The organism is Paenibacillus sp. CR_12, assembly GCF_041953985.1.
GTDB lineage: Bacteria > Bacillota > Bacilli > Paenibacillales > Paenibacillaceae > Paenibacillus_AQ > Paenibacillus_AQ lautus_A.
In genome coordinates this window covers 390,209-413,576 of record NZ_JAVFHO010000002.1, presented here as the reverse complement: position 1 = coordinate 413,576, position 23,368 = coordinate 390,209, and the positions used below count along the sequence as shown (strand labels likewise).

Below are 23,368 nucleotides of genomic sequence, written 5' to 3'. Positions count from 1 at the left end.
TATGAACTACTAGAGTCGCAGAACAACGATCTTATTGGCTTTGTCTCTCCAATTTATCTTCGTGCTCTTGAGTTTTACGATATCCTTCCGCATTAAAGATACTTAAGAGGATTTTAACCATTGGATAATTATAACATTGACAACTGCAGGCTTTTCCAAAATAATAGAATGTAATTGAATACTGGTACCTTTAATTCAGTCCAGAGAGGCTGGCAAGGGCAGCGGATTTTTATAATCACGCGTGATTCAGAGCGTATTCCGTCAGGGATGCTCTGCGTCTTCGCGCGGGTTATGATGTAATGAAAGAGGCTACTTGTCAGTGAAGACTTGACGAGTAGCCTCTTTTTTCTGCTTCTTTGGTATCAGAACACTTTAACCTGGAGGTATTCTGATGAGCAAACAAGATCAAGAGTTTTCGTGGCAAGCGGTACCGAAAACGCAGAGAAACCATTTTTGGAAGACGTTATCCGTTATGTTAGGGTTCACATTCTTTTCGGCAAGCATGCTTGCGGGAGGGACGCTCGGAGTCGGCTTGACGTTCATGGAGTTTATTGGAATCGTGCTTGCGGGTAATTTGGCACTCGGTATCTACACAGGAGCGCTGGCACATATCGCTGCAAAAACGGGCCTTTCCACGCATTTGCTGGCAAAATACGCGTTCGGTGAGAAAGGCTCGTACCTGCCATCATTCCTGCTTGGCTTCACGCAGGTCGGATGGTTCGGCGTCGGCGTGGCCATGTTCGCGATTCCGGTTGCCAAAGCGATGGATTGGAACGTGTACCTGTTGATCTTCCTGTTTGGTCTCGCGATGACGGCATCGGCCATCTTCGGCATGAAGTCGCTGGTCATTCTGGGTTATATCGCGGTTCCGGCCATTACCATTCTCGGCAGTTACTCCATGTTCAAAGGCGCAGATATGCTGGGCGGTCTGCAAGGCTTGCTCGATTACACGCCTGAACAGACACTGACCGCGGCAGCGGCACTGACCATTTGTATCGGCTCATTCATTAGCGGTGGAACCTTGACGCCCGATTTTGCACGGTTCTCCCGGACGTCGAGGCAGGCGGTTACCGCCACGGTCATAGCGTTCTTCCTGGGGAATTCGCTCATGTTCCTGTTCGGTGCGGTTGGCGCCATGGCTTATAACCTGGCAGATATCTCGGAGGTCATGTTCCTGCAAGGGCTGATCATTCCCGCGATCATCGTACTGGGGCTGAATATTTGGACGACCAATGATAACGCTCTTTACGCTTCCGGACTGGGATTTGCCAACATAACAAAAATATCGAAAAAATTCTTCGTCATCGTAAACGGCATCGTGGGTACCCTATTTGCCATGTGGATGTACAACAATTTCGTCGGGTTCCTCAATGTGCTGGGCGCGGCGGTACCGTCCATCGGGGCCATCATCATCGCGGACTACTTTTTTGTGAAGCGCAGAAACTATAAGCCATTTGCCGACATGACTTTCAAGAAGGTAAACTGGATAGCGATGCTGGCTTGGGCTATCGGCGTGGCGTTCGCTCAGCTTGCTCCAGGCATAACGCCATTGAACGCACTAATCGGTACGGCGGTGGCCTACATTGTGTTGATGCTGATCGCTCCTGCAAAAGAATCCAAAGAAAAGGGGAAAAACAATGATTATACAGAACGCAAAATTGCGGGGTAAAGAAGGTTTGTGGAATATCGTCGTGAAAGACGGAAGGTTTGAGCTAATCACGCAGTCGCTGGAAGCAACGGCGAATGAGGAAGTCATTGACGTGGGCGGCTCGCTTGTGCTGCCGCCGTTCATTGAGCCTCACATTCATCTGGATACAACGTTAACGGCAGGCGAGCCGGAATGGAATTTAAGCGGAACGCTGTTCGAAGGCATTCAGCGTTGGTCTGAACGCAAGGCATTCCTGACGCATGAAGACGTCAAGACGCGCTCCAAAACGGCACTGAAGTGGCAGATGGCACAGGGCATCCAGCATGTACGAACGCATGTGGACGTCACCGATCCAAGCTTGACCGCGGTAAAAGCGATGCTTGAAGTGAAAGAAGAAATGGCACCATACATCGATATTCAGCTTGTCGCTTTTCCGCAGGAAGGCATTCACTCCTACCCGAACGGCGCGGAATTGCTGGAGGAGTCGCTGAAAATGGGCGTTGACGTGGTTGGGGGCATTCCGCACTTCGAATTCACGAGGGAATATGGCGTTGAATCGATGAAGGTTGCGTTTGACCTCGCCGAAAAATACGACCGGCTCATCGACATTCATTGCGACGAGATTGATGACGAGCAATCCCGTTTCGTGGAAGTCGTCGCCAAAGAAGCCTACGAACGCGGGCTGGGCTCCCGCACCACGGCAAGCCACACGACGGCGATGGGCTCATACAATGATGCATATACCTACAAATTGTTCAGATTGCTGAAGATGGCGGACCTCAATTTCGTCTCCAATCCTCTGGTCAACATCCACCTGCAGGGACGCTTTGACACATATCCGAAAAGAAGAGGGCTGACTCGCGTCAAAGAGCTTCAGGAAGCCGGTCTTAATGTATGCTTCGGTCACGATGATATCTTTGATCCATGGTATCCGCTAGGCACGGGCAACATGCTTCAGGTGCTGCACATGGGCATCCATGCTTCGCAGTTGCTCGGTTACGATCAAATCGTGAATTCAATCGATCTCATTACGAAAAACAGTGCAAGAACGCTGCATATCGAGGACGTGTACGGTATTGAAGAAGGCAAGCCTGCGAACTTCATCGTTCTTGAAGCCGAGAACGAATATGAGGCTATACGCAAACAGGCCGGAGTGCTCTACTCGTTCAGAGGCGGCCGCAAAATCGCCGAAACGAAGCCGCGGGACACGTCGATCATTCTTGAGGGCGGTTCGGAGAAGGTCACTTTCAATAAATAATGAAATGAAGTTTAAAGCTATCGCGTTCTTAGCGATGGCTTTTTTTTATTCAGAATTCGTTTACGAAACACGCAATTACATTTAATATTCGCTTGACCCTTATGCTTTAGGATTTTAGAGAAATAAAGCAAATAGGAGGAGCACATGAAGCGAAAATGGATCGCCGGATTATTATCCGGCATACTGATTGGCAGCAGCTTGTTTGAGCTTGCGCTTGCAAGCAACTCGGCCTATGCGGCCCCTTCGGGAGCAATGCCGGTGTTGATCTCGGAAATTTATCCCGATGACCGGTCGAATCAGCAGACGATCGAAGGCGCGGGCGGGGCCGACCTGTTCGAATATGTGGAGGTTTACAATCATTCGGGAGCGCCGATCTCGTTTAATGACGAATTCAACATGCGTTACGACTACAATACGGGCGTGAAGACGTTGACGGTAACGGACACCGTATACGGCAATCCGGATGGGGTGGTCATCCCGGCGGACAGCCCGGCCGTGCTCTGGGTGGAACGGACAAGCTCATCCATTACCGGAGCAGCCGCTGCCCTGACGGAATCCGATTTCCGCCGGTATCATTCGATTCCCGACCAGGTACCGGTATTCAAGCTTCGGGGACAGGATGGCCTCAACAATACGGACCGCGGCTTATACATAACCCGAAAAGGCGACGACGCCGCCGTGATCAGCGGCTTCTATTATACTGCCAATGATGTCGGCGACGGCAAGAGTGTACATCTTCAGCTGCCTCCCGGCGGTTCGGCGATGATTCCTTACGCCAGGGAAGCTGCGCCTAGCGCCGGAATCGTTGACTTGGGCCAGCTATCGCCGCTTGACAATCGTGCGCCGGAAATCAATCACACGCCCATTGCCTTTACCGAGCGGACACAGCCGCTGACCGTCAGCGCAAGCGTCTATGACGCGGACGGAGATGCGCTGGTAGTTAAGATGTATTACAAAACGGCGGTCCATAGTCCCTACAGCCAGATCGACATGATCGATCGGGGCGGTGATCAATTCGATGCGGTCATTCCGGCCGATCAGTTGACCGGGGATAAGCTGCAGTATTATATCGAGGCAGCGGATGGGTTTCAGCAGTCGAGATCCGTCGATTATGAAACGGCTTTAACCGGAGCTTCTGCAGGCGGGGACGTACCGCGTATTCTAATCACCGAAATTCTTCCGAACCCGGCCGGGGATTACCGGTGGGGAAGCGGCAACCAATACGAATACGTTGAAATCTACAATAACTCGGATCAGGTTTTGGACCTCAAGGATTACACCCTCTGGTATCTATATCCGGGCACAACGGCGCCTAAGAGCTGGAAGGTACCGGATCATACCTCGATCGAGCCGTACAGCGCAGCGGTTATCTGGTTCGCGAAGGAAGCCGTGGCTAACGGCAAGGGTTATACGACGACGGCGGACTTCAATCTGCATTTTAACAGCACGCTTAACGACAACGATATTATTTTCTACGATAATTCGAAAGCTTCGGATTTCAATCTTCCGAATTCGCTGCATCGAGGGATTGCCTTGTCCGCGCCGGGACAAGCCAATTCGTACATCGTACAGGCCTGGTACGATCCCAGCGCTCCGGACAGCCCGGACAGGCTGGTCAACGACGTCCGCAATGCGGTCGTTCGATATGCCTATCCGGATGCAGGAACGACCATGAAACGCCTGGATAATCGGATGTACGCCAATCCTGGCAGCATTGATCCGGTTCAGGTGCCGCCTGTTGCAGGTGTCGACATGATTGCCCCGACGCTGCAGCATGAGCAGACCGCCTATAACTTGGGCCAGGGACAGGCTTATCCGGTTTCCGTGATCAGCGATGAGCCCCTTGCTTCCATTGAAGTGCTGATTGGAGCGGCTTCCGAGGAGCCGACAGCGTTTACGGACAAGCATGCGCTGACGCTTGCGTCCCAAGATAATGGAATTTACGTCTATCAAGGCACGATCACGCTAAATGAGATCGGCGTCTATCGGTATATCATTGAAGCTGCCGACGGCAGCGGCAACCGCACGCGGGTTCCATATAACTCCCGAGGCGGCTTGCTAACGGTTAACGAAGAGAATACGGGAACGGAGCTGCCGGAGCCGGGGTTGTCCTTATCAAACGGCAGCATGATCAGCGGAAAGTCATCCTTCTATGCTTACGGCTCCCGGGCTGAAGACGACATCGAAGTTCGCTTTAAGGTCAATCCGCTGCCGCTTCGCAAGGCACTGCCGGGTAAGGTACAACTGGGCATGCAGACCCGGGGGATCGATCAGATTTACCAAGCGTCGGCAAGCGCGCTGGATGCAAGCGGGGAGACGGTATTTTTCAGCCGCATCCTGCCCAAATACATCGACGGCGCCTGGTCGATGTTCGATATGGCTCCTGACCTGTTCGTCACCGGGACAACGGTTTCCGTGCATACCGGAAATGAGAATGCGCCATATCAAGTCAAAGACCATGACAAGGTATTCGGCAAGAACAACCATGATGATTTTGAAGTGATGAATCTACATCTTGTGCTGCCGGACGGTTCGGTGGTCAAACCGGATAAGGTACTGAACTACCTGGGCAACCTTGGGCAGTCGACCGTGGATTACCGGGAGGATACGTACTACGGATTCGGCGATGCGGATTACGGCAGCAACCCGAACAAGCCGATGATCAGCGACTTCCATTTTCCGATTCCGCAAGACAAGTTCACGGCAAGATATGCCGAGCTCGACACCGCTTCGGTAAAGGACGGGGTATATCCGCTGAGCATGTCGGTGAACGGTCAAGTCTTCCAGTCCGTCGACGTGACTGTGGACAACACCGCACCCGAGATTGAAGGGATATCGTATGGGGAAGGGCAATTATTGACCGACGCCATACAGCTCAAAGGGCCGTTCATGCTGGATGTGGTCGCTTCAGATAACTTAACAGGCGTAACGGGCATTACGGCGGAGCTAGATGGCGAGCCAATCACGCTACCTTATGAAACATCTTCCACGCTGCTTTCGCCGGGCGAGCATATTCTGAATGTGACCGTACTCGACGGGGCCGGCAATTCGGCGGAGATTTCTCGCACCTTTATGATCGAAGAGGAGAAACCTCTTCTTCCGGGCGAGGTTTCCCCAGCCGATTTCGCGGAGAAGGTGGGTTTGAATCCGAGCCTAAGAGCACGACTCAGCGATCCGAGCGGAGATTCGATGGACGTTCGCTTCTTGGAAGGGGATAAATATGACTTTGCCCGCGAAGACGGGATCGAAGGCCATTTCAACGTTGCAGACCGGGAGCCTCCGCTCGTGCTGGCGCCGGACGGAGAGAAAGGGATCGGCAAGGAGGAAGCCGAGAAAATGGCTTATCCGGACGGTGAGTATCTTATCACGGATACGGATTCCGGGTTCCCTTATCATCGATTCGAAATCGAGCTGGACGAAGCATGGTCGGAACAGGATACCGTAGAGCTGCACTGGCAAGGGCGCACGCTTCCGGGCCGTATCGTGACGCTGTATGCTTGGGATTATGAGAGCGGAAAGTGGACGGCACTGAAGTCGGCCACCGGTGACGAAGCCGAATCCGACATCGTCTTGACAGCGGAAGTGGATCCTAGCCGTTACGTGCGAAACGGCAAAATCCAGGCCATGGTCCAAGATGAAGTGAAGAGCGCGAATGCGCCGTTCAACATTTTATGGTTTACGGATACCCAGTATTACGCGGAATCGTACCCGGACATTTTCGATAAGCTGGGCGATTGGATCACGGAAGAATATGAGAAGGGCTTGTTCAGTTATGTGATCCATACCGGCGACATCGTGAACGTGGCCGACGACGAGAAGCAGTGGGCCGTAGCCGACCGGAATTTGAAGAAGCTGGACGAAGCGGGCGTACCGTATGGCGTGCTGGCGGGCAATCACGACGTCATCATTGACGGCGTGGACTACTCCTACTACGGGAAATATGTCGGGGCCGACCGGTACAAGAACAATCCATGGTATGGCGGCGAAATGGATAACAACCGCAACCATTACGAACTCGTGTCGTTCGGAGGCCACGACTTTATTTTCCTCTATATCGGCTTCGGGCTGGAGGATACACCGGAGACGATCGCTTGGGCCAACGAGGTGCTGAAGAAGCATGCGGACCGCATCGCGATCGTGGGCATGCACGCTTATCTGGAGAGCAACGGAACCTTGTCCAGTATGGCGCAGCGCGTTTTTGACCAGGTCATTGCGCCGAACAAAAACGTGCAGCTGGTGCTAAGCGGCCATTATCATGCTGCCAACCGGGTCGTGAAAACGGTGACGCATCCGGACGGATCGTCAAGACAGGTCATTGAAATGCTGGCGGATTATCAGGGAGGGCCGAACGGAGGAAGCGGTTATCTGCGTCTGCTGAAATTCGATCCAACCTCCGGCACGCTGGACGTGGATACGTATTCGCCTTACTTGGACGATTATAATTTCTTTGACGACGCCATTGAGGATTTTACGGAGCCGTTTGCGTTCAGGGATATTCAAAAACGGGTGGCAACCGATTATTTTGCGGTCAATGTGTACAAAGATACGCTGATTGGCGAGCAAAAAGACGTGAAGTCCGGAGAAATTGCTTCTGCCGTATGGAATGGACGAGAAGCCGATGAGACATATTATTGGTATATGGATATTACCGATGAATTCGGCGCCAGGCAGCTTAGTCCAATCTATCGTTTTACGACCACAAAGAAATCCTCGCCTCCGGGTGGCGGCAATGACGGCGGCGGAAACAATGGCGGTGGCGGCAATAACGGCAATAACGGAAACAATGGAAACAACGGCAATAATGGAGGCGGCATCAATCAACCGAGCCCAAGCAAGCCAGGTGCCACACCGCCGACCACTGGAGCTTCCAGACCGGGAACGATTATGGCGGAAGTCGCGATAAACGGTCGAAAGGCTCAGGCAGCCATCGGCGAATTGGAGCTCAGCGAAGCCTTCGAAAGCGTAACAGCAGATGGGCGGGGAATTAAGACCGTCACGATTCAACTGGACGAAAGCGCACGAACGTTTAACGGCGAAATCGTCATCCAGGTACCGTCAGCGTACTTGAACCGGAACCACGCACGGGAACGGATCGAAATCGTTACCCCACTGGCAACCGTGAAGGTGCCTTCCAATATGCTGAACAATCTGAAGGAAGCAGGGCAGTTCACGGGCCTCGTGATTCGTCCGGGCAATCAAGGCGGGCTTTCCGGGGACCGACTTGCCTGGATTGGGAACAGACCGATCGTCGAGCTGCTGCTGCAGATCGATGGCAAGACGGTGGAGTGGCCGGGAAGCAGCACACCTGTAAAGGTATCGCTCCATTATGAGGCCAAGGCTGACGAGCGATTGGATCAGCTGGTCGCGTGGGAACTCAATGCAATGGGATCCGTATCCGCTGTCCTAAAGGGTTATTACAATGTCGAGCATCGTACCCTGACCTTTGAAACGGGCAAGCTTGGCACGTATGCGATCGCATATAAGCAAGTATCTTACCGGGATATAGACCCGCGCAGCTGGTATGCGGACGCCGTTCATTACCTCACTGCCAGGGACGTTGTAAAAGGTGCAGGCGGAGGGCGATATCTTCCGCAGGAGAAGATCAGCCGGGCCGATTTCCTGGTCATGGCCATGAATGCCTTCGGCTTCAAACCAGGGAAAACGGATGACGCCATGAATTTTGCAGATGCGGGGAGAAGGTACTATACGCCGTATTTGTCCACTGCGAAGCAGCTGGGACTGGTTCATGGAACGGGAGATAACCGGTTTAGACCGGAGGACTCGATCACGCGTCAGGATATGGTCGTCATGCTTCATGCGATGATGGAAGCGGCCGGAAGCGAGTTGCCGGGCGGAGAAGACGGCATGGATCGTTATTCCGATGCGAAGGACGTATCCGGTTATGCGCGGGAAGCGATGGATTTCATGCTTGAAGCCGCATTGATTCAAGGCACCGGCGGAGGCAAGCTGTCTCCAAAGGCCGTTACCAATCGGGCAATGGCAGCCGAACTGATGTACAATTACCTGGTCAAAAGCCGGGAAGCCTCATAAACAAAAGAAAACATGCGGATCAGGCAAAAAGACATGAATTAGAAGTGCTCACAAAATAAGAACGGGAGAAACTTCCCGTTCTTATTTTGTTGCTTGTATTCTGTAAGCACTTGATTACAAGAATATACATGCATAAGAGATTGCGAGAATCGAGGCTAGTTTGTCTTATTGCTGCAAGCTCTTGACCCGAGTTGAGGATAAGAAACCAAGTGATGGAATTCATCCGTTTTAACTTTTTTCATAAGCCCTCTAAACAGTATCATTTTTTGACATGATTAAAAGTTATGATTAACCCATCGAACGAAATGAATATTCAAAGAAAAGGAAGGGATTGAAAATGACAAATTACATCCTCGAGGAAAAAGACAGCTTTATCGTTTTAGGAATTGGAACTGAGCTTCAGAGCGACTACACCGACTATGCGGGCATTAACAAGGAGAAGGCCGACTTTTGGGAAGCCGTGAAGCAAGACGGAAGGTTGGACACATTAAAGGGCATCGCCGCAAATGACTACATTTTTGCCGTAAACGAAGCGGTTAACAACAAGATGATGTTCTACGCCGGCGTCATGACAGAGGAATCGGTGCCCGAAGCAACCCGCGTTATCCAATTTCCTAAAGGGGATTACCTCGTTGTAAAAGGGGAGGGGCAGTCGGCTGATGAGCTGAGTCAATTGCTTGCTGGTATCGCCTTTGGTCAAGTTTTGCCGGAAGCCAAGAATTTCGCTTATGTCGGCGGGCCGAATGCCATGGTGGATATGGGACAGCGAAACGGCCAAATATTAGGCGAAATGTGGATTCCTGTTGTTCGGAAATAAAGAGCCGCGAATGCTTTCGAGCGAGCTTTGCCTATAGTAGAAGGAAAGCTTGCAAAACTATTAGGAGGGATGATCTTGTCCAATATCGTTGATTTTAAACATGTAACTTCAACTGGTTTAGAGTCTTCGCCCGTAGCAGAAGCGCTTGCTGGTTTACGAGCGAATGAAGCCCGTTACTTTATGAACAAGTATAAGCATGCATTTACGGTTGTACCGGCTAGCGAGAGCCAGGAGACCCTGGATTATGTGAACCGAATATTGAAAGAAGAGCGTGATCTTGAGTTTGCGGCCAAACCATTGGAAACGTCACGTTTTCAAGTGGAAAACATTCAATTTGCCTATGTTTTTTACGAGAATGGTCTCGGGTTAAACGTAATGTATACCGTGGATGATCCTAAGAAGCGAGCCGTTGGTTTTAAGCTTTCGGAGGGGATGGAGGTGCCCGAAGAGTTAGAAGGGAAGTTCAAGTTCGCTAGGCAGAAGTCGAAACTTGCAGGAACGATTCGAGGCTCGTTTTTTGTGATCAAGAGAGATTATTATGAAGAGGTGGAAACCAATGAATAAGGTGATCGGTGTAGAAACAAGCATGAAAATAAATACCCGCCCTCTAGGGAAAACGGTTGCTTATTGGTCAGTCACAGGACTGCTTGCAGCAGCTATTATGTTAAGCGGCATCGGACAGTTGATGCAATTTGGGGGAAACCTCGAATTGGTGACGAATCTGGGCTATCCACTATATGTATTGACCATTCTCGGAATTTGGAAAGTGCTTGGTGCCATCGCTCTCCTCGTGCCAGGTTTACCTCGACTTAAAGAATGGGTTCACGCCGGCATCTTCTTTTTAATGACGGGTGCGGCATTATCTCATGCATTTGCTAACGACCATGGGGATTACGGGTTTAATCTTATCCTACCGCTTTCTTATGCGGCACTAAATATCGTCTCGTGGGCGCTACGGCCACCGAAGAACCGCTTATCTTAAGAACAGGGCGAAATCACGGCTATCTGAACGGGGTTATTGCACAAATACGACGGGGTGGACTTCACATCAAGCGATCTGGGGAGGTCCACCCCGCTTATATCATCATAGATGCGTCAGGTTAAGGAGCGGGGGAGGAGACGATACCGATTGCAACGATCGATCCTTTTCTCCGAGCTCCAGCACCGCTACAACCCGATCCTCCGGCTGAATGCCGAACGCTTTGCACTGATCCTGGTCATAAATCCATTCCGGTATCGATCGGCGTGCGTTCCACGGCCTGGATTTTACCAATAGTTGTACGTTCTGGATCAAACAGCAAATCGCCGCATAATCCTCCTCCTGCTTGTGGGGATCCTCTTCATGCTCTGCTATAATCAAGAGAAAAGCCGATGATGTATATCCTTCCGAATTCGAGAGCTTTGCGGCCGCTTCGCTGCCCGTCACATAGATGAAGCGCCACGGTTCTCTTAGTCCGTCATTCGGGGCCCAGACAGCGTCATCCAGCACTTCCAGAATGCTTTGCGCTGAAATCCCGCCGCGTTCCGACCGAAGCCCATCCGCTTCTCGGCCTTCGCCGACGGCGGTCCATTTCTGCTCGGCCGGCGTTCTTCTTCGGGCTCTCGGCGCTTTATCGAAATATCCAATGTGCAAAATCCCGGCAAACCTTTCACCTTCCTGCAAACCGATTTCCGCAAGAAATGACTCGCTTTGAAACATGGGGTCCGTGTCCCACAGCGCGCCCAATCCACGTTCCCAGCCAAGCAGCTGAAAATTTTGCATCACACTGCAAACTGCAGCGAAGTTTTCGTCGCTCTGCCGCCGATCGGAGGCCGATTCCGCGATGAAAATCAGGTGAGCGGGAATTTCCGTTACTCGTTTAATGAAAAAATCAATCATTTTTGGGGGCATGAGCTTAACGAATCGGTTTTCCTTCATCTTGGTCATCATGCTCTCCACCAATCTTTGACGGGACTCCGGCGTGCCAGCGATAAGACAGCGCCAGCGGGGCGTACCTTTGTCTTCGTACAGGTTGACCGCATCGTTCAACAAGGATACGACCAGTTCGGGAGGTACCGGCGTTGTGTTGAATTTCCGGATGGTTCTGCGTTCTCTTATCGTTTGGGGAATATTCAATTTGATTCCTCCTTATATAATATAGTTTACCGGTAAACAAAAATACTAAAAAAATTTACTTATCTCTCGCTGATATACCGGGCCATTCCTTGAAAAAACTTCAACAGCGTCTGCAGCTCGCTTTCGGAGAAATCGTCCAAAAATCGCATAAAGCGCTGCTCCTCTGCTTCGTGCATAGTCCGATGCAATTCGAACAACTGCTTACCTTGGGGCGTTAGACGAAAATAGACTTCTTTGCGATTGTCGTTAAGCTGGGTCCGATGAATAAGGTCAAGCGCAAGCAGCTTCTTGCTGATTTTGGTAATGCTCGCCTTCGACAAATTTAATTTTTCGGCAATCGCGGAATGATTGATCGGTTCATGTTGGCCGATGCAATCCAGGACATGGATGGTCGATAAATTTCCAGGTACGCCTTTCAGTTGATGAAGCTGGACCATCTCTTGGATTTCTTTAAGTTCCAGTTCCATTCGCTGTTCATGCAAATGAGAGAAGTGAAGCAGCTGTTCATAAATGATTGACTTGATGCGATCAGGGTAATCCATAGTTCCGGTCTCACACTCCATATTGTTTACTTGGAAATTAAAATATCACAGTTTGTCGGATTCAGCAAGTGCGCATGCTTCTTGCATGTGATGTCCGACAATCAGCTACTGAGTATTTTGAGCGCAGGGAACAAGCGAAGTGTGTTATTGACGATCTGAATGCAAGAGTTGGAAGAAACGCATTGTGCAATAGCGCCGCTCACTGTAATATCAGGTGATAAGATCGTTAAGGGCCCGTTAGCCGCGATTGCCAACATCCATCCGTTGCTGCTGGCCTGAGGCTTTTTCATTTGCGGCCGCGAAAATGGCGATGGGCGACGGTATGATCGAAGTGCTGGAAGCGCTGGATTTGCTTCCCCGAAGCAAAGGGGCAAAGGAGAGGATGGCATGAAAAAACATATTAAAGGCATGGCGCACCGGGGGTATTCAAGTAAATACCCTGAAAATACGTTAATATCTTTTCAAGCAGCTTGCGATTTGAATTTCACTCACCTGGAGCTAGATGTTCAATTAAGCAAGGATGGCGTTCCGGTGGTCATCCATGATACTTCTGTCGACCGTATGACTGACAACGGAGCGGGGCGAGTGAAGGACTTGACGCTGGCCGAACTGAAGCAGCTGACGATTGACGGGACGGAGCGCATTCCAACCTTCGAAGAAGCGCTCGATTTATTAAAGGACCGGATCATCATTGATATTGAATTGAAGCAGATGGGCGATCTATACCCGGGGATGGAACAGCTTGTGCTCGATATGGTCAAGAAAAAAGGAATGCAGGGGCAGGTCTTCATCACATCTTTCGACCACTATTCCCTCGAAAGAGTAAGACAGCTTGACGATACAATCGGCCTTGGCCTGATCAACATTGGGGCTTCGCCGGCATTTTTTCCATTTGCCAAAGAGATCCATTGCGGCTACATGTCGATCGAATATCAACATATTACGGAGCCTTTCATCCATCGCTGTGCAGAAGAAGGCATTCAGCTCATCTCCTGGACAGTTAATCAAGAAAGCGACATGAAATTGGCAGCTCAATATCCTTCCTTGCTTATCTGCACGAACGAGCTGGAACTCTGGGCGAAGGTATCCGGCCAGAACGGGTAGTCCTGGGGTATGGCCGTGGACCGATACAACATATATGCTTAAAAGTCGCACAGTTGCGGCTTTTTTTTTACGTAAAGAGGACGATTTTCAACTTTCCGCGACGCTGCAGCCCTGAACAAGAAGGGCATGAACAGCACGGGACTTTGCCGCCGAAATTTTCATGGGAGTTAACTCATCGTCATTTTCCATACAGGTCCTGTCGAATTTTAGAGAGCAGGCTTGGGTTCGCGGATGCTCCGAATGGCCTCCATTAACAATAAAGCTGCCTTGCCTAGGACGTTTTTGTCTTTATAAGCGATGCCTATCGTAATGACAGGATTCAAATCGGTTATAGGTCGTATAACCAAGGAGCCCTCCTGTTCCAGACCGCTGTATATCGGAACAATCCCGATGCCGAGCTCGGCCTTTACCATTTGTTGAATCACAAAGAAGCTTCCAACCTCCATACAAGAGAACAGGTTATCCCCAGCCTCATCAATCGCCGTTTCCCAAAGCTCCCGATAGATACAAGTCGGTTCTTTGACTAGAATGGTATGCCCCGCGAGGTCGCTTCCCGTGATGCTATCTCGATCGGCTAACGGGTGATTCATGTTTAACATGACGCCTAATCTTTCTTCAAACAGCGGCTCAAACTCCAGCATGAGCTTCGAAGGTGGAGCCGAGCAAACACCAAAATCGAGTTCGCCGGCCCGAACCCTCTCCGCAATGGATCTGCTGCCGCCTACTTCCATGGTTAACTGCACTTTCGGTCTAGTCTTGCAAAAGCGGGCTATCACGGCCGCTAGCTGCTGGCTTGCGACAGGCTCGATAGAGGAAAAACGCACTGAGCCGTTATCTCCCGTTGCAATATCCGAGACGGTCTGCCTCATGGCTCCGATCGATTTCAGTAAAGCCGAGGCCTCATGATAGAGCCATCGGCCGGCTTCGGTCACAATCACGCGTTTTCCGTCGCGCACGAACAAAGAAACGCCAAGATCAGCTTCGAGACGCTGAATCTGAAGGGTTACCGTAGAAGGAGCATATTGGAGTTCCTCGGCGGCTTTCAAAAAATGTCCAAGACGCACGCAAGCCTCAAAGGTCTTTAAAGCTCGAAGATCCATCATTTCCATCACCTTTGTTTAAAATATCTGAATCATTCGTTCATATTATTCAATTTTACAAAACATTGCTGTAATTTTACAATAGGTTCACCGGTATTCTGGTGAAAAGATATTACAGAAGGGGGATTTACGATGTCTAATTTGGTCATTACTCGCGGCAATCCGGCGCTTTCTCACTGTGCCTTTACGTTTGATGACGGACCGATGCGGGTTCCTGTTGACGCATGGCTGGATGCTTTGGAGCAGGGAGGCGCGTGCGGGACGTTTTTTTTAACGGGCGAGTGGTTTGATCGGTATCCGGCGAAAGCAAGAGAAATGATAGCCAGGGGCCATGAGCTTACCACGCATACCTACCATCACCGCAGAATGGCAGATGTGACCAAAGCCGTATTCTTGGAAGAGTTGAAATGGGCTGAGCTTGCTTATCAAGAAGCAACGGGAAGGCCGGTTCCGACTTTCATGCGGTTTCCTTACGCCTCTTATCGGGAAGAAAATTTGGAATGGCTTCGGGAGTGGAACTATCTGGTCATCGAGGGGGAGGATACCGTCGACTGGTCGGGACCGCTAAGCGCGCAGCTTGTGGAACGGGTGATACCTAAGCTGGATAATGGGACGATTTTGATGTTCCATGCCAATGAAATCGCCAAAGAAACGCCGCAGGCCGTAAAATCGCTTGTACACCATGCTCATGCCAAAGGTCTTGATATGATCACCGTATCCGATCTCCTTCGTGCCAATGGCATCAGGGCAGGCGAACGCAGCTGGCAAGTCCGCTTCAAACCGACTCTCCCGAACTCTTACCAAAGTGAGCAGTGGAAGAGCGTCGCTGACGAGGATGAATTGCGGAAGCTGGCTGCCGATTCACTTGAATGGGGGAACCCGAAAGCTCCGACGGGGTCAGGAGCTTTCGGCAAATGGCTGCAAGCGCTCTCCATACAGTCTCCGTCGGATGGTGAAACGCGTTTTGTCGCACGCAGCTTTGCCGGACAGCACTGGGCATACGTGCGTGCTTCGATCCGGGGCGGCACGCTGATACTGGAGGACTTCGCTACGAAGGAAGCCCATGCGGATGCTATAGTCTATATCCTGCAATGGGCGGCTCACGAGGCATCAGCCTTGGGCTGCGAATGGATCACCAGCACACAGGACATGCGCCGGATTCACAAGCTGTGCGAACAGATGGGCATCGAAGCCGAGATTGTAATGCAGGAAGGGTAGCGGTTCATGGTTCGTCTTATTATTTTGGGGGAAGATGGGGGATATGGGTACTAAATCGGCATGGAATTGGATTACGCTATGGGCATCGTTATTATTTGTCGTGATACTCGGTTTTTCCCGGCTCTCCTACGGCATGTTTTTGCCCGGGATCCAGAGGGTCATCGGGGGGAGCTATGGACAGTTGGGTATACTCGGCACCGTCAACTTTATCGGTTATTTAATCGGGACGTTGTGTCTTTCCCCATTGATCTCGCGGTTTCCAGACCACAAGCATATCATGAATCGGATGACGTGCTTATTGCTCGGATTAACTTTGATCGGCTCGGCATTTAGTGACCATTTTACCCAGCTTGGGCTTTGGCGGTTCGCCATCGGATTGTTATCTGCCTTCGCGACCGTGTTAGTTCTGTCCATTGCCATGGATGCCGTTCGACCGGCGGAACGAGGCGTTGCATCGGGTCTTATATGGCTGGGGGGTTCTGCCGGCATTCTAGTGACGGGTTTGTTCGCCCCCTTTATCATTGATCCTTCACACCTGCAGGGATGGCGTTATGCTTGGGTAATCATGGGCGTATTCGGTGTAATTGCCGCGCTCGGCTTCGAGTTCGTTGTTACCAGAGAGAGGGGAGTCGTAAAAATACCGGCGCCGTCCGAATCGAAGCCATGGGACCAAGAAAGCAATCATGTGTATCGTCTCCTGTTGAACCCCAATAAGCTCTTGTTCCTAATCGCTTCTTATTTCTTCTTCGGTTGGGGATACATCATCTATTTCACGTATTTGATTCCCTATCTGGTGAACCAAGGCATTCCATCCCTCTATGCCGGGCTGATATGGTCCGGTATCGGATTCGCGGGTTTGTTTAACGGATGGATCGGAGGCAAAGCCATTGACCGATGGCCGAGCGGGTATACGCTGGCGTCGGGATTAACCTTAGGTACGATCGGTGCGTGTGGGGTAATCACTGATAATATGTTCTTTACTGTACTTGGAGCCACCACGATTGGGTTGGTTTCCTTTATTACCCCTCCGCTGATGACAACCGCGCTTCTTCGTCGTCATGTCCCTCACCACGCGTATGCGCCAAGCCTCAGCATAGCCACTGGTTTTTTTGCCTCTGGACAGATCATCGGTCCCATCGTAGGAGGTTTGATCGTCGAACAATACGGCTTGCCATTCGGCGTGGCATCCAGCGCCATCTTTATGGCGATTGCCGCTGCGTTGGCTGTATTGTATGGACAACAGCAACGAAAGCTTGAGATTCGAGATTTGCCTATCCGTAGTTGGTGTTGAAGCATCATATTGAGGCAGCTGGTCAAATGATCGGCTGCCGTTTTCATTGTGGCAACGGCTTTTATTTTTCCTAATGCGTTGGTAAACTATCAGAATGAAGATGGGGTCATAAATTTAATCATAACGTTAGGATGATCTTTTTGGATATGAAATTCTTGTTAGTGGAAGATGATAAAACGATTGCGTCCGGCCTGGAATATTCGCTGCAGCAAGAGCGCTATTCCACCGTTATTTGCCATGATGTCGCATCTGCAAAACAGGTGCTCGCCGAAGACATCGATCAGTTCGCTTTATGTCTGTTCGATTTACAGCTTCCGGACGGAAGCGGCTATGAATTGTGCAAGATGGTGAAGGAGCGGCGTGACATTCCGGTCATCTTCTTAACCGTGATCGATGATGAGGTTAATGTCGTGATGGGGCTTGATATGGGAGCCGATGATTATATTACCAAACCTTTTCGGGTTCGCGAACTTCTTTCGCGGATCAAGTCCGTCTTGCGGAGATACCAAAAGCCGTCCCAAGTTAACAGCATCATGGATATCGATGATATACGCATCAATACGCTGGAAGGGAAAGTGTTCAAGAACGGTGCCGAGATAGCGTTGACCGCTTTGGAATATCGCTTATTGCTCATCTTTGGCAACCATATCGGGCAGGTTCTCTCAAGAAATCAGCTTTTAGAGCAAATTTGGGATGTGGCCGGCGATTTCGTGAACGACAATACGTTAACCGTTTATATCAAAAGACTGCGGGAAAAGCTGGAAGATGATCCTGGACATCCGACATTGATCAAAACCGTGCGCGGACTGGGATATAAGGTTGGTGATTAGATGCTGCGCAATCGGGAAATTAAGATGTTATTGTTCGTTATGGGTTCAATCAGCCTTGCGGCGATTGTTGCAGCTCTTATGATCTCTCCTGCCGCCGCGGTGCTCGTTTTCTTTCTATCGATTTTGCTCATTGGCGGCAGCTTGTTATTTACGAAATGGAGATACCGGGAAATTGAAAAGCTGTCCGTCTATTTGCGGGAGATTAGCAGCGGCAATGATACCCTTGACGTACGGGATAATACAGAAGGCGAGCTTAGCATCCTAAAGAATGATATTTACAAAGTGACGCGCATGCTGTCGGAACACCGGTCGCTATTGCAGCGGGACAAACTTCAATTGACGGATGCCATCTCCGATATTTCGCATCAGCTCAAAACGCCGCTCACCTCCATGACCGTCATGGCGGATCTGCTAAGCGCCCCCGACCTGCCTCCGGTCAAAAGAACGGAGTTCACCCACCATATTCGCATCCAGCTTGAACGGATCGACTGGCTTGTTTCTTCTTTATTAAAGCTATCGAAAATGGACGCGAAGACCATCCCATTCAAAAAAGATCGAATACCCATGAAAAACCTTATCCAAAAGGCATTAGAGCCGGTAATGATTCCGATGGATATTAAGGGACAGACGGTTTCCATTGCGGGGGATGACGATGTCTCTTTTGTCGGCGATTTCAATTGGACTGCCGAAGCGGTTATCAATATTTTGAAAAACGGAGTGGAGCATACGCCTGAAGGCGGTGCGATCGCCATCTCATTTTCCGAAAACGCGTTATACACGGAAATCGTCATTGCCGACAACGGAAAAGGCATTCCGAAAGAAGAATTGCCGTATATTTTCAAACGTTTCTACAAAGGAAAGAATGCTAGCGAAGGGAGCATCGGCATAGGCCTTGCGATGGCCCAGAGCATCATTGCCAGCCAGAACGGCGTGATCGATGTGACGAGCGACAGCGAGAAGGGTACGCAGTTTCGGATTAAATTTTATAAGCAGGTGATTTAGCAGCACTCCTCTAAGTGACTGAATTGTCACCTCCATCGTCACTGAAAAGTCATTTTAGACAGATAAAATGATTTTCATCAGAAGAACGATGGAGGTAAGACAATGCAATCGAAGCAACAGCGTAAGATTATTTTTGCTATCACGATATTTTACACCCTGTTTATTCTTTATTTTTTGTTTTTCGCTTTCGGCAGAGTAGGTAAGGCAGATCCAATCATGGGGTACACCTTTATTTTTTTACCGGACGATTTTTTTAGGCTGCCAGGTCTATCCGACCTTCTACATCCGACGTTGATGGATTTTGTGGGTTTCGGGAACGTCGCCGCTTTCATTCCTTTTGGCATTTTGATTCCGTTGTTATATCGAACCAACTTTGTTCGCTTCATGACTTTGTTCGTCCTGTCCATTCTTATGCTGGAGTCGATTCAGGCGCTTACTTTCCTCGGCAGCTTCGACATGAACGACGTCATACAGAATTCAACGGGCGCAGCCATCGGATTCGGGGCGTACAAACTTGGCTTTCGTACAAAAAACTACTGGAGAAATATTGCTGCTGCGGGTTTTACCGGCATTGTCTTGATGCTCGGGGTATGGGGGATCTTCGGAATGGTTGACCAAGCGTTCACCAAAGATTTGGGACCCTTTGTGGCGATAAACGATTTAAGGGATCGTACGGGGAATCCAACAACAGGACCCAAAACGGCCAGTTTTGAGATTGGCGGTCAAGAAGTGGAACCCCAATATAATGTGTACAGCATCGAAGGCAAAAACAAGGAAACGTACAGGTACACGCTAGGCAATAAGAAGGAGGTGTACCTCTTCTTGAATTATGGAATTCCCGATCAGGAGGATTCCCGGGGCAGCATTAGGATTACCGCCGATGGACATGAGTTCCTGACTGTATCTGTAGAAGCCGGTCGTCATGAGCCGGATATGAGCTCCATTTATCTCCCTCAGGCCAATGAGCTTACGATAACCATAGAGGGAAATGTAACCCTGTGGGATGTTGGGTATAAAGAGATGGTCTATAGCTGGAATTGATCATGAAGGGAGGGAGATATAGTAATGGAAATTTTAAAAATCGAGCATCTGTCTAAAATATACGGCACAGGCGAATCGGCGGTAAAGGCGCTTGACGATATTTCGTTTTCGGTTCAAAAAGGCGAATTCGTCGCGATTATCGGTCCGTCCGGATCGGGAAAATCGACCCTTCTTCATCTGCTGGGAGGCGTCGATCGACCGACAAGCGGCAAGGTTTTCGTTGAAAATACGGACATCTATGCATTGGACGAAACGCGACTGGCCATCTTCCGTCGGCGACAAATCGGACTGATCTACCAGTTTTTCAATCTGATTCCCACCTTAACGGTGAAAGAGAACATGACGCTTCCGCTCTTGCTTGACAACCAGCAGGAAGATAAGAAGCAGTTCGATGGACTCGTAAAGACCCTAAATTTGGAGCATCGTTTAAACCACCTGCCGAATCAGTTATCCGGCGGACAGCAGCAGCGGGTTTCGATCGGCAGAGCGATCATCAGTAACCCTGCCATCATGCTGGCAGACGAGCCTACCGGGAATTTGGACAGCAAAAATAGCAGCGAGATCGTCGATTTGTTGAAAATGTTGAATAAAACCTATCATCAGACGCTGATTGTCATCACTCACGACGAACGAATCGCTTTGCAGGCCGACAGGATCATTTCAATTGTAGACGGGAAGATTGCCAAAGACGAGGTGATCCGTCGATGAATATTGTCTACAAACTTGCCATCCGGAATATAAAGCAAAACAAGAGACGAACACTCGTAACCATCATCGGCGTCATCATTTCGGTTGCCATGGTGACCGCTGTCGCTACGCTTGTGTTCTCCTTCTCGGATTTAATGATCAGGCAAACCATCGCGGATAGCGGGGAGTGGCATGTCCAATATCAAGATGTTACCAAAGAACAGCTTGCGGCGATACAAGCCGATGAGGCAACTAAAACCGTTGCGATTACAAGGGATCTTGGCTTCGCTCCTTTAGAAGGGGGACAAAATCCCAACAAACCATACTTGTTCATTAAGGAGTATGATGCGCAAGGTTTCACGCAATTTCAGGTTGAACTAAGCAAGGGGCGTCTACCCCGTACGGACAAGGAAGTCGTTATCTCCGAGCCCGTTGCAACGAACGCCAAAGTGAAGTACGAAATCGGCGATCGTCTAACCCTTCGCATCGGCGAACGGTTCGAACAAGGGGGCGATCATCCTTTGGACCAGACCGAACCGCTGCGTAGGGAAGACGGCATATTGACGGAATCGTTGCAGCATATCGAGACAAGGGATTATACGGTGGTCGGCTACATCAAGCGTCCCGAATGGGAAACGGCTTGGGCGCCGGGTTATACGATTATCAGCTATGTCGATGATAATATGATCGGGTCAAACGATCACGTGAATGCGGCGGTGGTCTTGCAGAAAATCAAACCGTCCTTGTTCGCGCATGCGGAAAATGTGGCAAAGAGAAACGACATCGAATCGGTCCAATACAATAACGACTTGCTGCATTATTACGGCTTATCCAAAAACAAAGAATCGTACAGCACGATGTACTCTTTATCGGCGATCCTGACGGCGGTCATTATGATCGGCTCGGTTTCGCTCATCTATAATGCGTTTGCGATATCCGTCTCGGAACGTTCCCGTCATTTAGGGATGCTCGCGAGCGTCGGGGCTACGAAAAGGCAGAAGCGAAATTCCGTGCTTTTTGAAGGTGTCATTATTGGCTTGATCAGCATTCCGATTGGCATTCTATGCGGTATTGCCGGGATCGGAATCACTTTTTGGTTCATGAACCCGATGATTGAAGGGGCATTATGGAGCAGTGAAAAGCTGACGGTCATCGTCACGCCGTTATCACTCTTGATTGCCTGTGTTGTTTCGATGCTGACGATTTTCATCTCGACGTATCTTCCGGCGATCAAAGCATCCAAGGTTTCCGCTTTGGACGCGATTCGCCAAACGTCCGACGTTAAGCTTACGGCGAAAGCCGTGAAAACGTCGAGGTTCATTCGCAAGCTCTTCGGCATCGAAGCGGAAATCGGATTGAAAAACTTAAAAAGAAACAAACGGAGATATCATGCCATTGTATTTTCGCTTGTCATCAGCATCGTTTTGTTTTTGACGGTATCGTTTTTTACCGCCGGCATGAAACAATCCCTGGAACTGTCGCAGGAAGGCGTCAATTATGATATTGAAGTGTCGTACAGCACTGGAAAAAGAATAGACGACCGGTTGCTGCAATCGATTGTATCCTTAGATGGTGTAACGGAATACAACCTGATTCAAGAGTTCTATAAGCAGGCTTGGGTCGATGAAGCGTACATCGCCGATGAATTGCAAGAGATGGTTAAGAAGGATAAGGGTTTACTGCAGGACGGAAAATACCCTTACGAGATTAAGATCCATGCATTAGACGATTCGAGTCTGCAAGCCTATGCCAATGCCGTCGGTGCAAATTACGAACAGCTTAGGGATCCGGATCATCCTGCCGCGATCGTGATGGATACGATCCGCTACCAAGATATGGATGCGGGGAAATATGTCCAGACGAAGGCCGTGTATACGAATGTCGGTCAAAATTTCGAACTAACGAATAGCTATAAAGATAATGCGGAAGAAACGAAGGTAAGCCGGGTGACCGTTGCCGCGCTGACGGATCAAGCGCCGATGGGGATGAGCGGGGCAGGCGTGGGCGGGTTAAATATGATCGTGTCGGAACGCATCATGGATCAATTGGCAGACGACGAGGAGCCGGCTAACCTTCAGACATACCTCTATTTGAAAAGTACGGAGCCGATGAGAACACAGCAGGAAATCGAAGAGATGTTTGAGACCAATCTGAATGTCTACAATGTACATCAATCCAGAAAAAGCGAAGAACAACAGATTCTATTGACGGCCGTCTTTTCTTACGGTTTTATCGTATTAATCTCCGCGATTTCCATTGCGAATATTTTTAATACCATCTCAACGGGCTTATCCCTTCGTAAGCGAGAAATTGCGATGTTAAAATCCGTTGGCATGACGCCAAAGGGCTTTGCGAAAATGATGAACTATGAAAGTATTTTTTATGGAGTCAAGTCGATGCTGTTCGGGCTTCCCGTCAGTGTCGCCGTAATGATTCTGATTTATAGGTCATTTGCGAACAGATTCAGCTACGGATTCACCGTTCCCTGGCTGAGTGTGCTGTCAGTTGTCGTCGCCGTATTTGTTATTGTCGTTTCTGCGATTATTTTTTCCAGCAGGAAATTAAAAAAGGAAAACATTATTGATGCGTTAAAGCAGGAGAATATATAGGCAGATCGAAATTGACTATTAGGAAAGCCGCATAAGCTGCGGCTTTTTTGCTTG

The 23,368-nt window shown here is 49.9% G+C and carries 17 protein-coding genes; 14 read left to right on the top strand and 3 right to left on the bottom strand.

Features of this window, described 5'->3' with window-relative positions; translation table 11 throughout:
• Positions 1–391: 391 nt before the first annotated feature.
• From codB to RB297_RS05505, 6 genes are all read left to right on the top strand, one after another.
• On the top strand, positions 392–1,669 hold the full coding sequence (gene codB / locus RB297_RS05530) for a cytosine permease (protein ID WP_096773937.1): 1,278 nt from the start codon (positions 392–394) through the stop codon (positions 1,667–1,669).
• Positions 1,638–2,906: a cytosine deaminase gene (locus RB297_RS05525; RefSeq protein WP_015735622.1), complete on the top strand. Its 1,269-nt coding sequence runs from the start codon at positions 1,638–1,640 to the stop codon at positions 2,904–2,906. Before codB ends, RB297_RS05525 begins: the two co-directional genes overlap by 32 nt.
• 144 nt (positions 2,907–3,050) lie before the next feature.
• Positions 3,051–8,957, top strand: a complete 5,907-nt coding sequence (locus tag RB297_RS05520; protein ID WP_375119975.1) for an S-layer homology domain-containing protein — start codon at positions 3,051–3,053, stop codon at positions 8,955–8,957.
• Positions 8,958–9,294: 337 nt separating this feature from the next.
• The gene (locus tag RB297_RS05515; protein WP_096773935.1) at positions 9,295–9,774 is read left to right on the top strand and encodes a GyrI-like domain-containing protein; all 480 of its coding nucleotides are present in this window, start codon (positions 9,295–9,297) and stop codon (positions 9,772–9,774) included.
• Between the two features lie 75 nt (positions 9,775–9,849).
• Positions 9,850–10,338 carry a phage tail protein gene (locus RB297_RS05510; RefSeq protein WP_375119974.1) on the top strand — a complete coding sequence of 163 codons (489 nt, stop codon included), beginning with the start codon at positions 9,850–9,852 and terminating at the stop codon, positions 10,336–10,338.
• Positions 10,331–10,756, top strand: a complete 426-nt coding sequence (locus RB297_RS05505; protein ID WP_096773933.1) for a DoxX family protein — start codon at positions 10,331–10,333, stop codon at positions 10,754–10,756. Before RB297_RS05510 ends, RB297_RS05505 begins: the two co-directional genes overlap by 8 nt.
• A gap of 102 nt (positions 10,757–10,858) precedes the next feature.
• Here RB297_RS05505 and RB297_RS05500 read toward each other — a convergent pair whose 3' ends face one another.
• Together RB297_RS05500 and RB297_RS05495 are read right to left on the bottom strand one after the other, a co-directional pair.
• Entirely contained in the window at positions 10,859–11,890 is a 1,032-nt protein-coding gene (locus RB297_RS05500; RefSeq protein WP_375119973.1) for a nitroreductase family protein, read from the bottom strand.
• 59 nt (positions 11,891–11,949) lie between these two features.
• The gene (locus RB297_RS05495; protein ID WP_096773931.1) at positions 11,950–12,432 is read right to left on the bottom strand and encodes a MarR family transcriptional regulator; all 483 of its coding nucleotides are present in this window, start codon (positions 12,430–12,432) and stop codon (positions 11,950–11,952) included.
• 387 nt (positions 12,433–12,819) lie between these two features.
• On the opposite strand from RB297_RS05495, the gene RB297_RS05490 reads away from it, so the two are divergent.
• The gene (locus tag RB297_RS05490; protein WP_375119972.1) at positions 12,820–13,536 is read left to right on the top strand and encodes a glycerophosphodiester phosphodiesterase; all 717 of its coding nucleotides are present in this window, start codon (positions 12,820–12,822) and stop codon (positions 13,534–13,536) included.
• Positions 13,537–13,742: 206 nt separating this feature from the next.
• On the opposite strand, the gene RB297_RS05485 is transcribed toward RB297_RS05490, so the two are convergent.
• Entirely contained in the window at positions 13,743–14,639 is an 897-nt protein-coding gene (locus RB297_RS05485; RefSeq protein ID WP_375119971.1) for a LysR family transcriptional regulator, read from the bottom strand.
• 129 nt (positions 14,640–14,768) lie between these two features.
• Between RB297_RS05485 and RB297_RS05480 the strand changes: the two genes are divergently transcribed.
• The 7 genes from RB297_RS05480 (at position 14,769) to RB297_RS05450 (ending at position 23,314) form a co-directional block, all read left to right on the top strand.
• Positions 14,769–15,854: a polysaccharide deacetylase family protein gene (locus RB297_RS05480; RefSeq protein ID WP_375119970.1), complete on the top strand. Its 1,086-nt coding sequence runs from the start codon at positions 14,769–14,771 to the stop codon at positions 15,852–15,854.
• A 43-nt stretch (positions 15,855–15,897) separates the two neighbouring features.
• Positions 15,898–17,145, top strand: coding sequence for a YbfB/YjiJ family MFS transporter (locus RB297_RS05475; protein ID WP_375119969.1), 1,248 nt, complete (start codon positions 15,898–15,900; stop codon positions 17,143–17,145).
• A gap of 146 nt (positions 17,146–17,291) precedes the next feature.
• Positions 17,292–17,975 (top strand): response regulator transcription factor, encoded by a 684-nt coding sequence (locus RB297_RS05470; protein ID WP_015735612.1) that lies wholly within the window; start codon positions 17,292–17,294, stop codon positions 17,973–17,975.
• Positions 17,976–18,977 (top strand): sensor histidine kinase, encoded by a 1,002-nt coding sequence (locus tag RB297_RS05465; RefSeq protein ID WP_192571719.1) that lies wholly within the window; start codon positions 17,976–17,978, stop codon positions 18,975–18,977.
• Between the two features lie 102 nt (positions 18,978–19,079).
• Positions 19,080–20,018, top strand: coding sequence for a VanZ family protein (locus tag RB297_RS05460; protein ID WP_375119968.1), 939 nt, complete (start codon positions 19,080–19,082; stop codon positions 20,016–20,018).
• A gap of 24 nt (positions 20,019–20,042) precedes the next feature.
• On the top strand, positions 20,043–20,726 hold the full coding sequence (locus RB297_RS05455; RefSeq protein ID WP_096773924.1) for an ABC transporter ATP-binding protein: 684 nt from the start codon (positions 20,043–20,045) through the stop codon (positions 20,724–20,726).
• Positions 20,723–23,314, top strand: a complete 2,592-nt coding sequence (locus RB297_RS05450; protein ID WP_375119967.1) for an FtsX-like permease family protein — start codon at positions 20,723–20,725, stop codon at positions 23,312–23,314. The genes RB297_RS05455 and RB297_RS05450 overlap by 4 nt, the downstream gene beginning before the upstream one ends.
• The last annotated feature ends 54 nt before the right edge of the window (positions 23,315–23,368 follow it).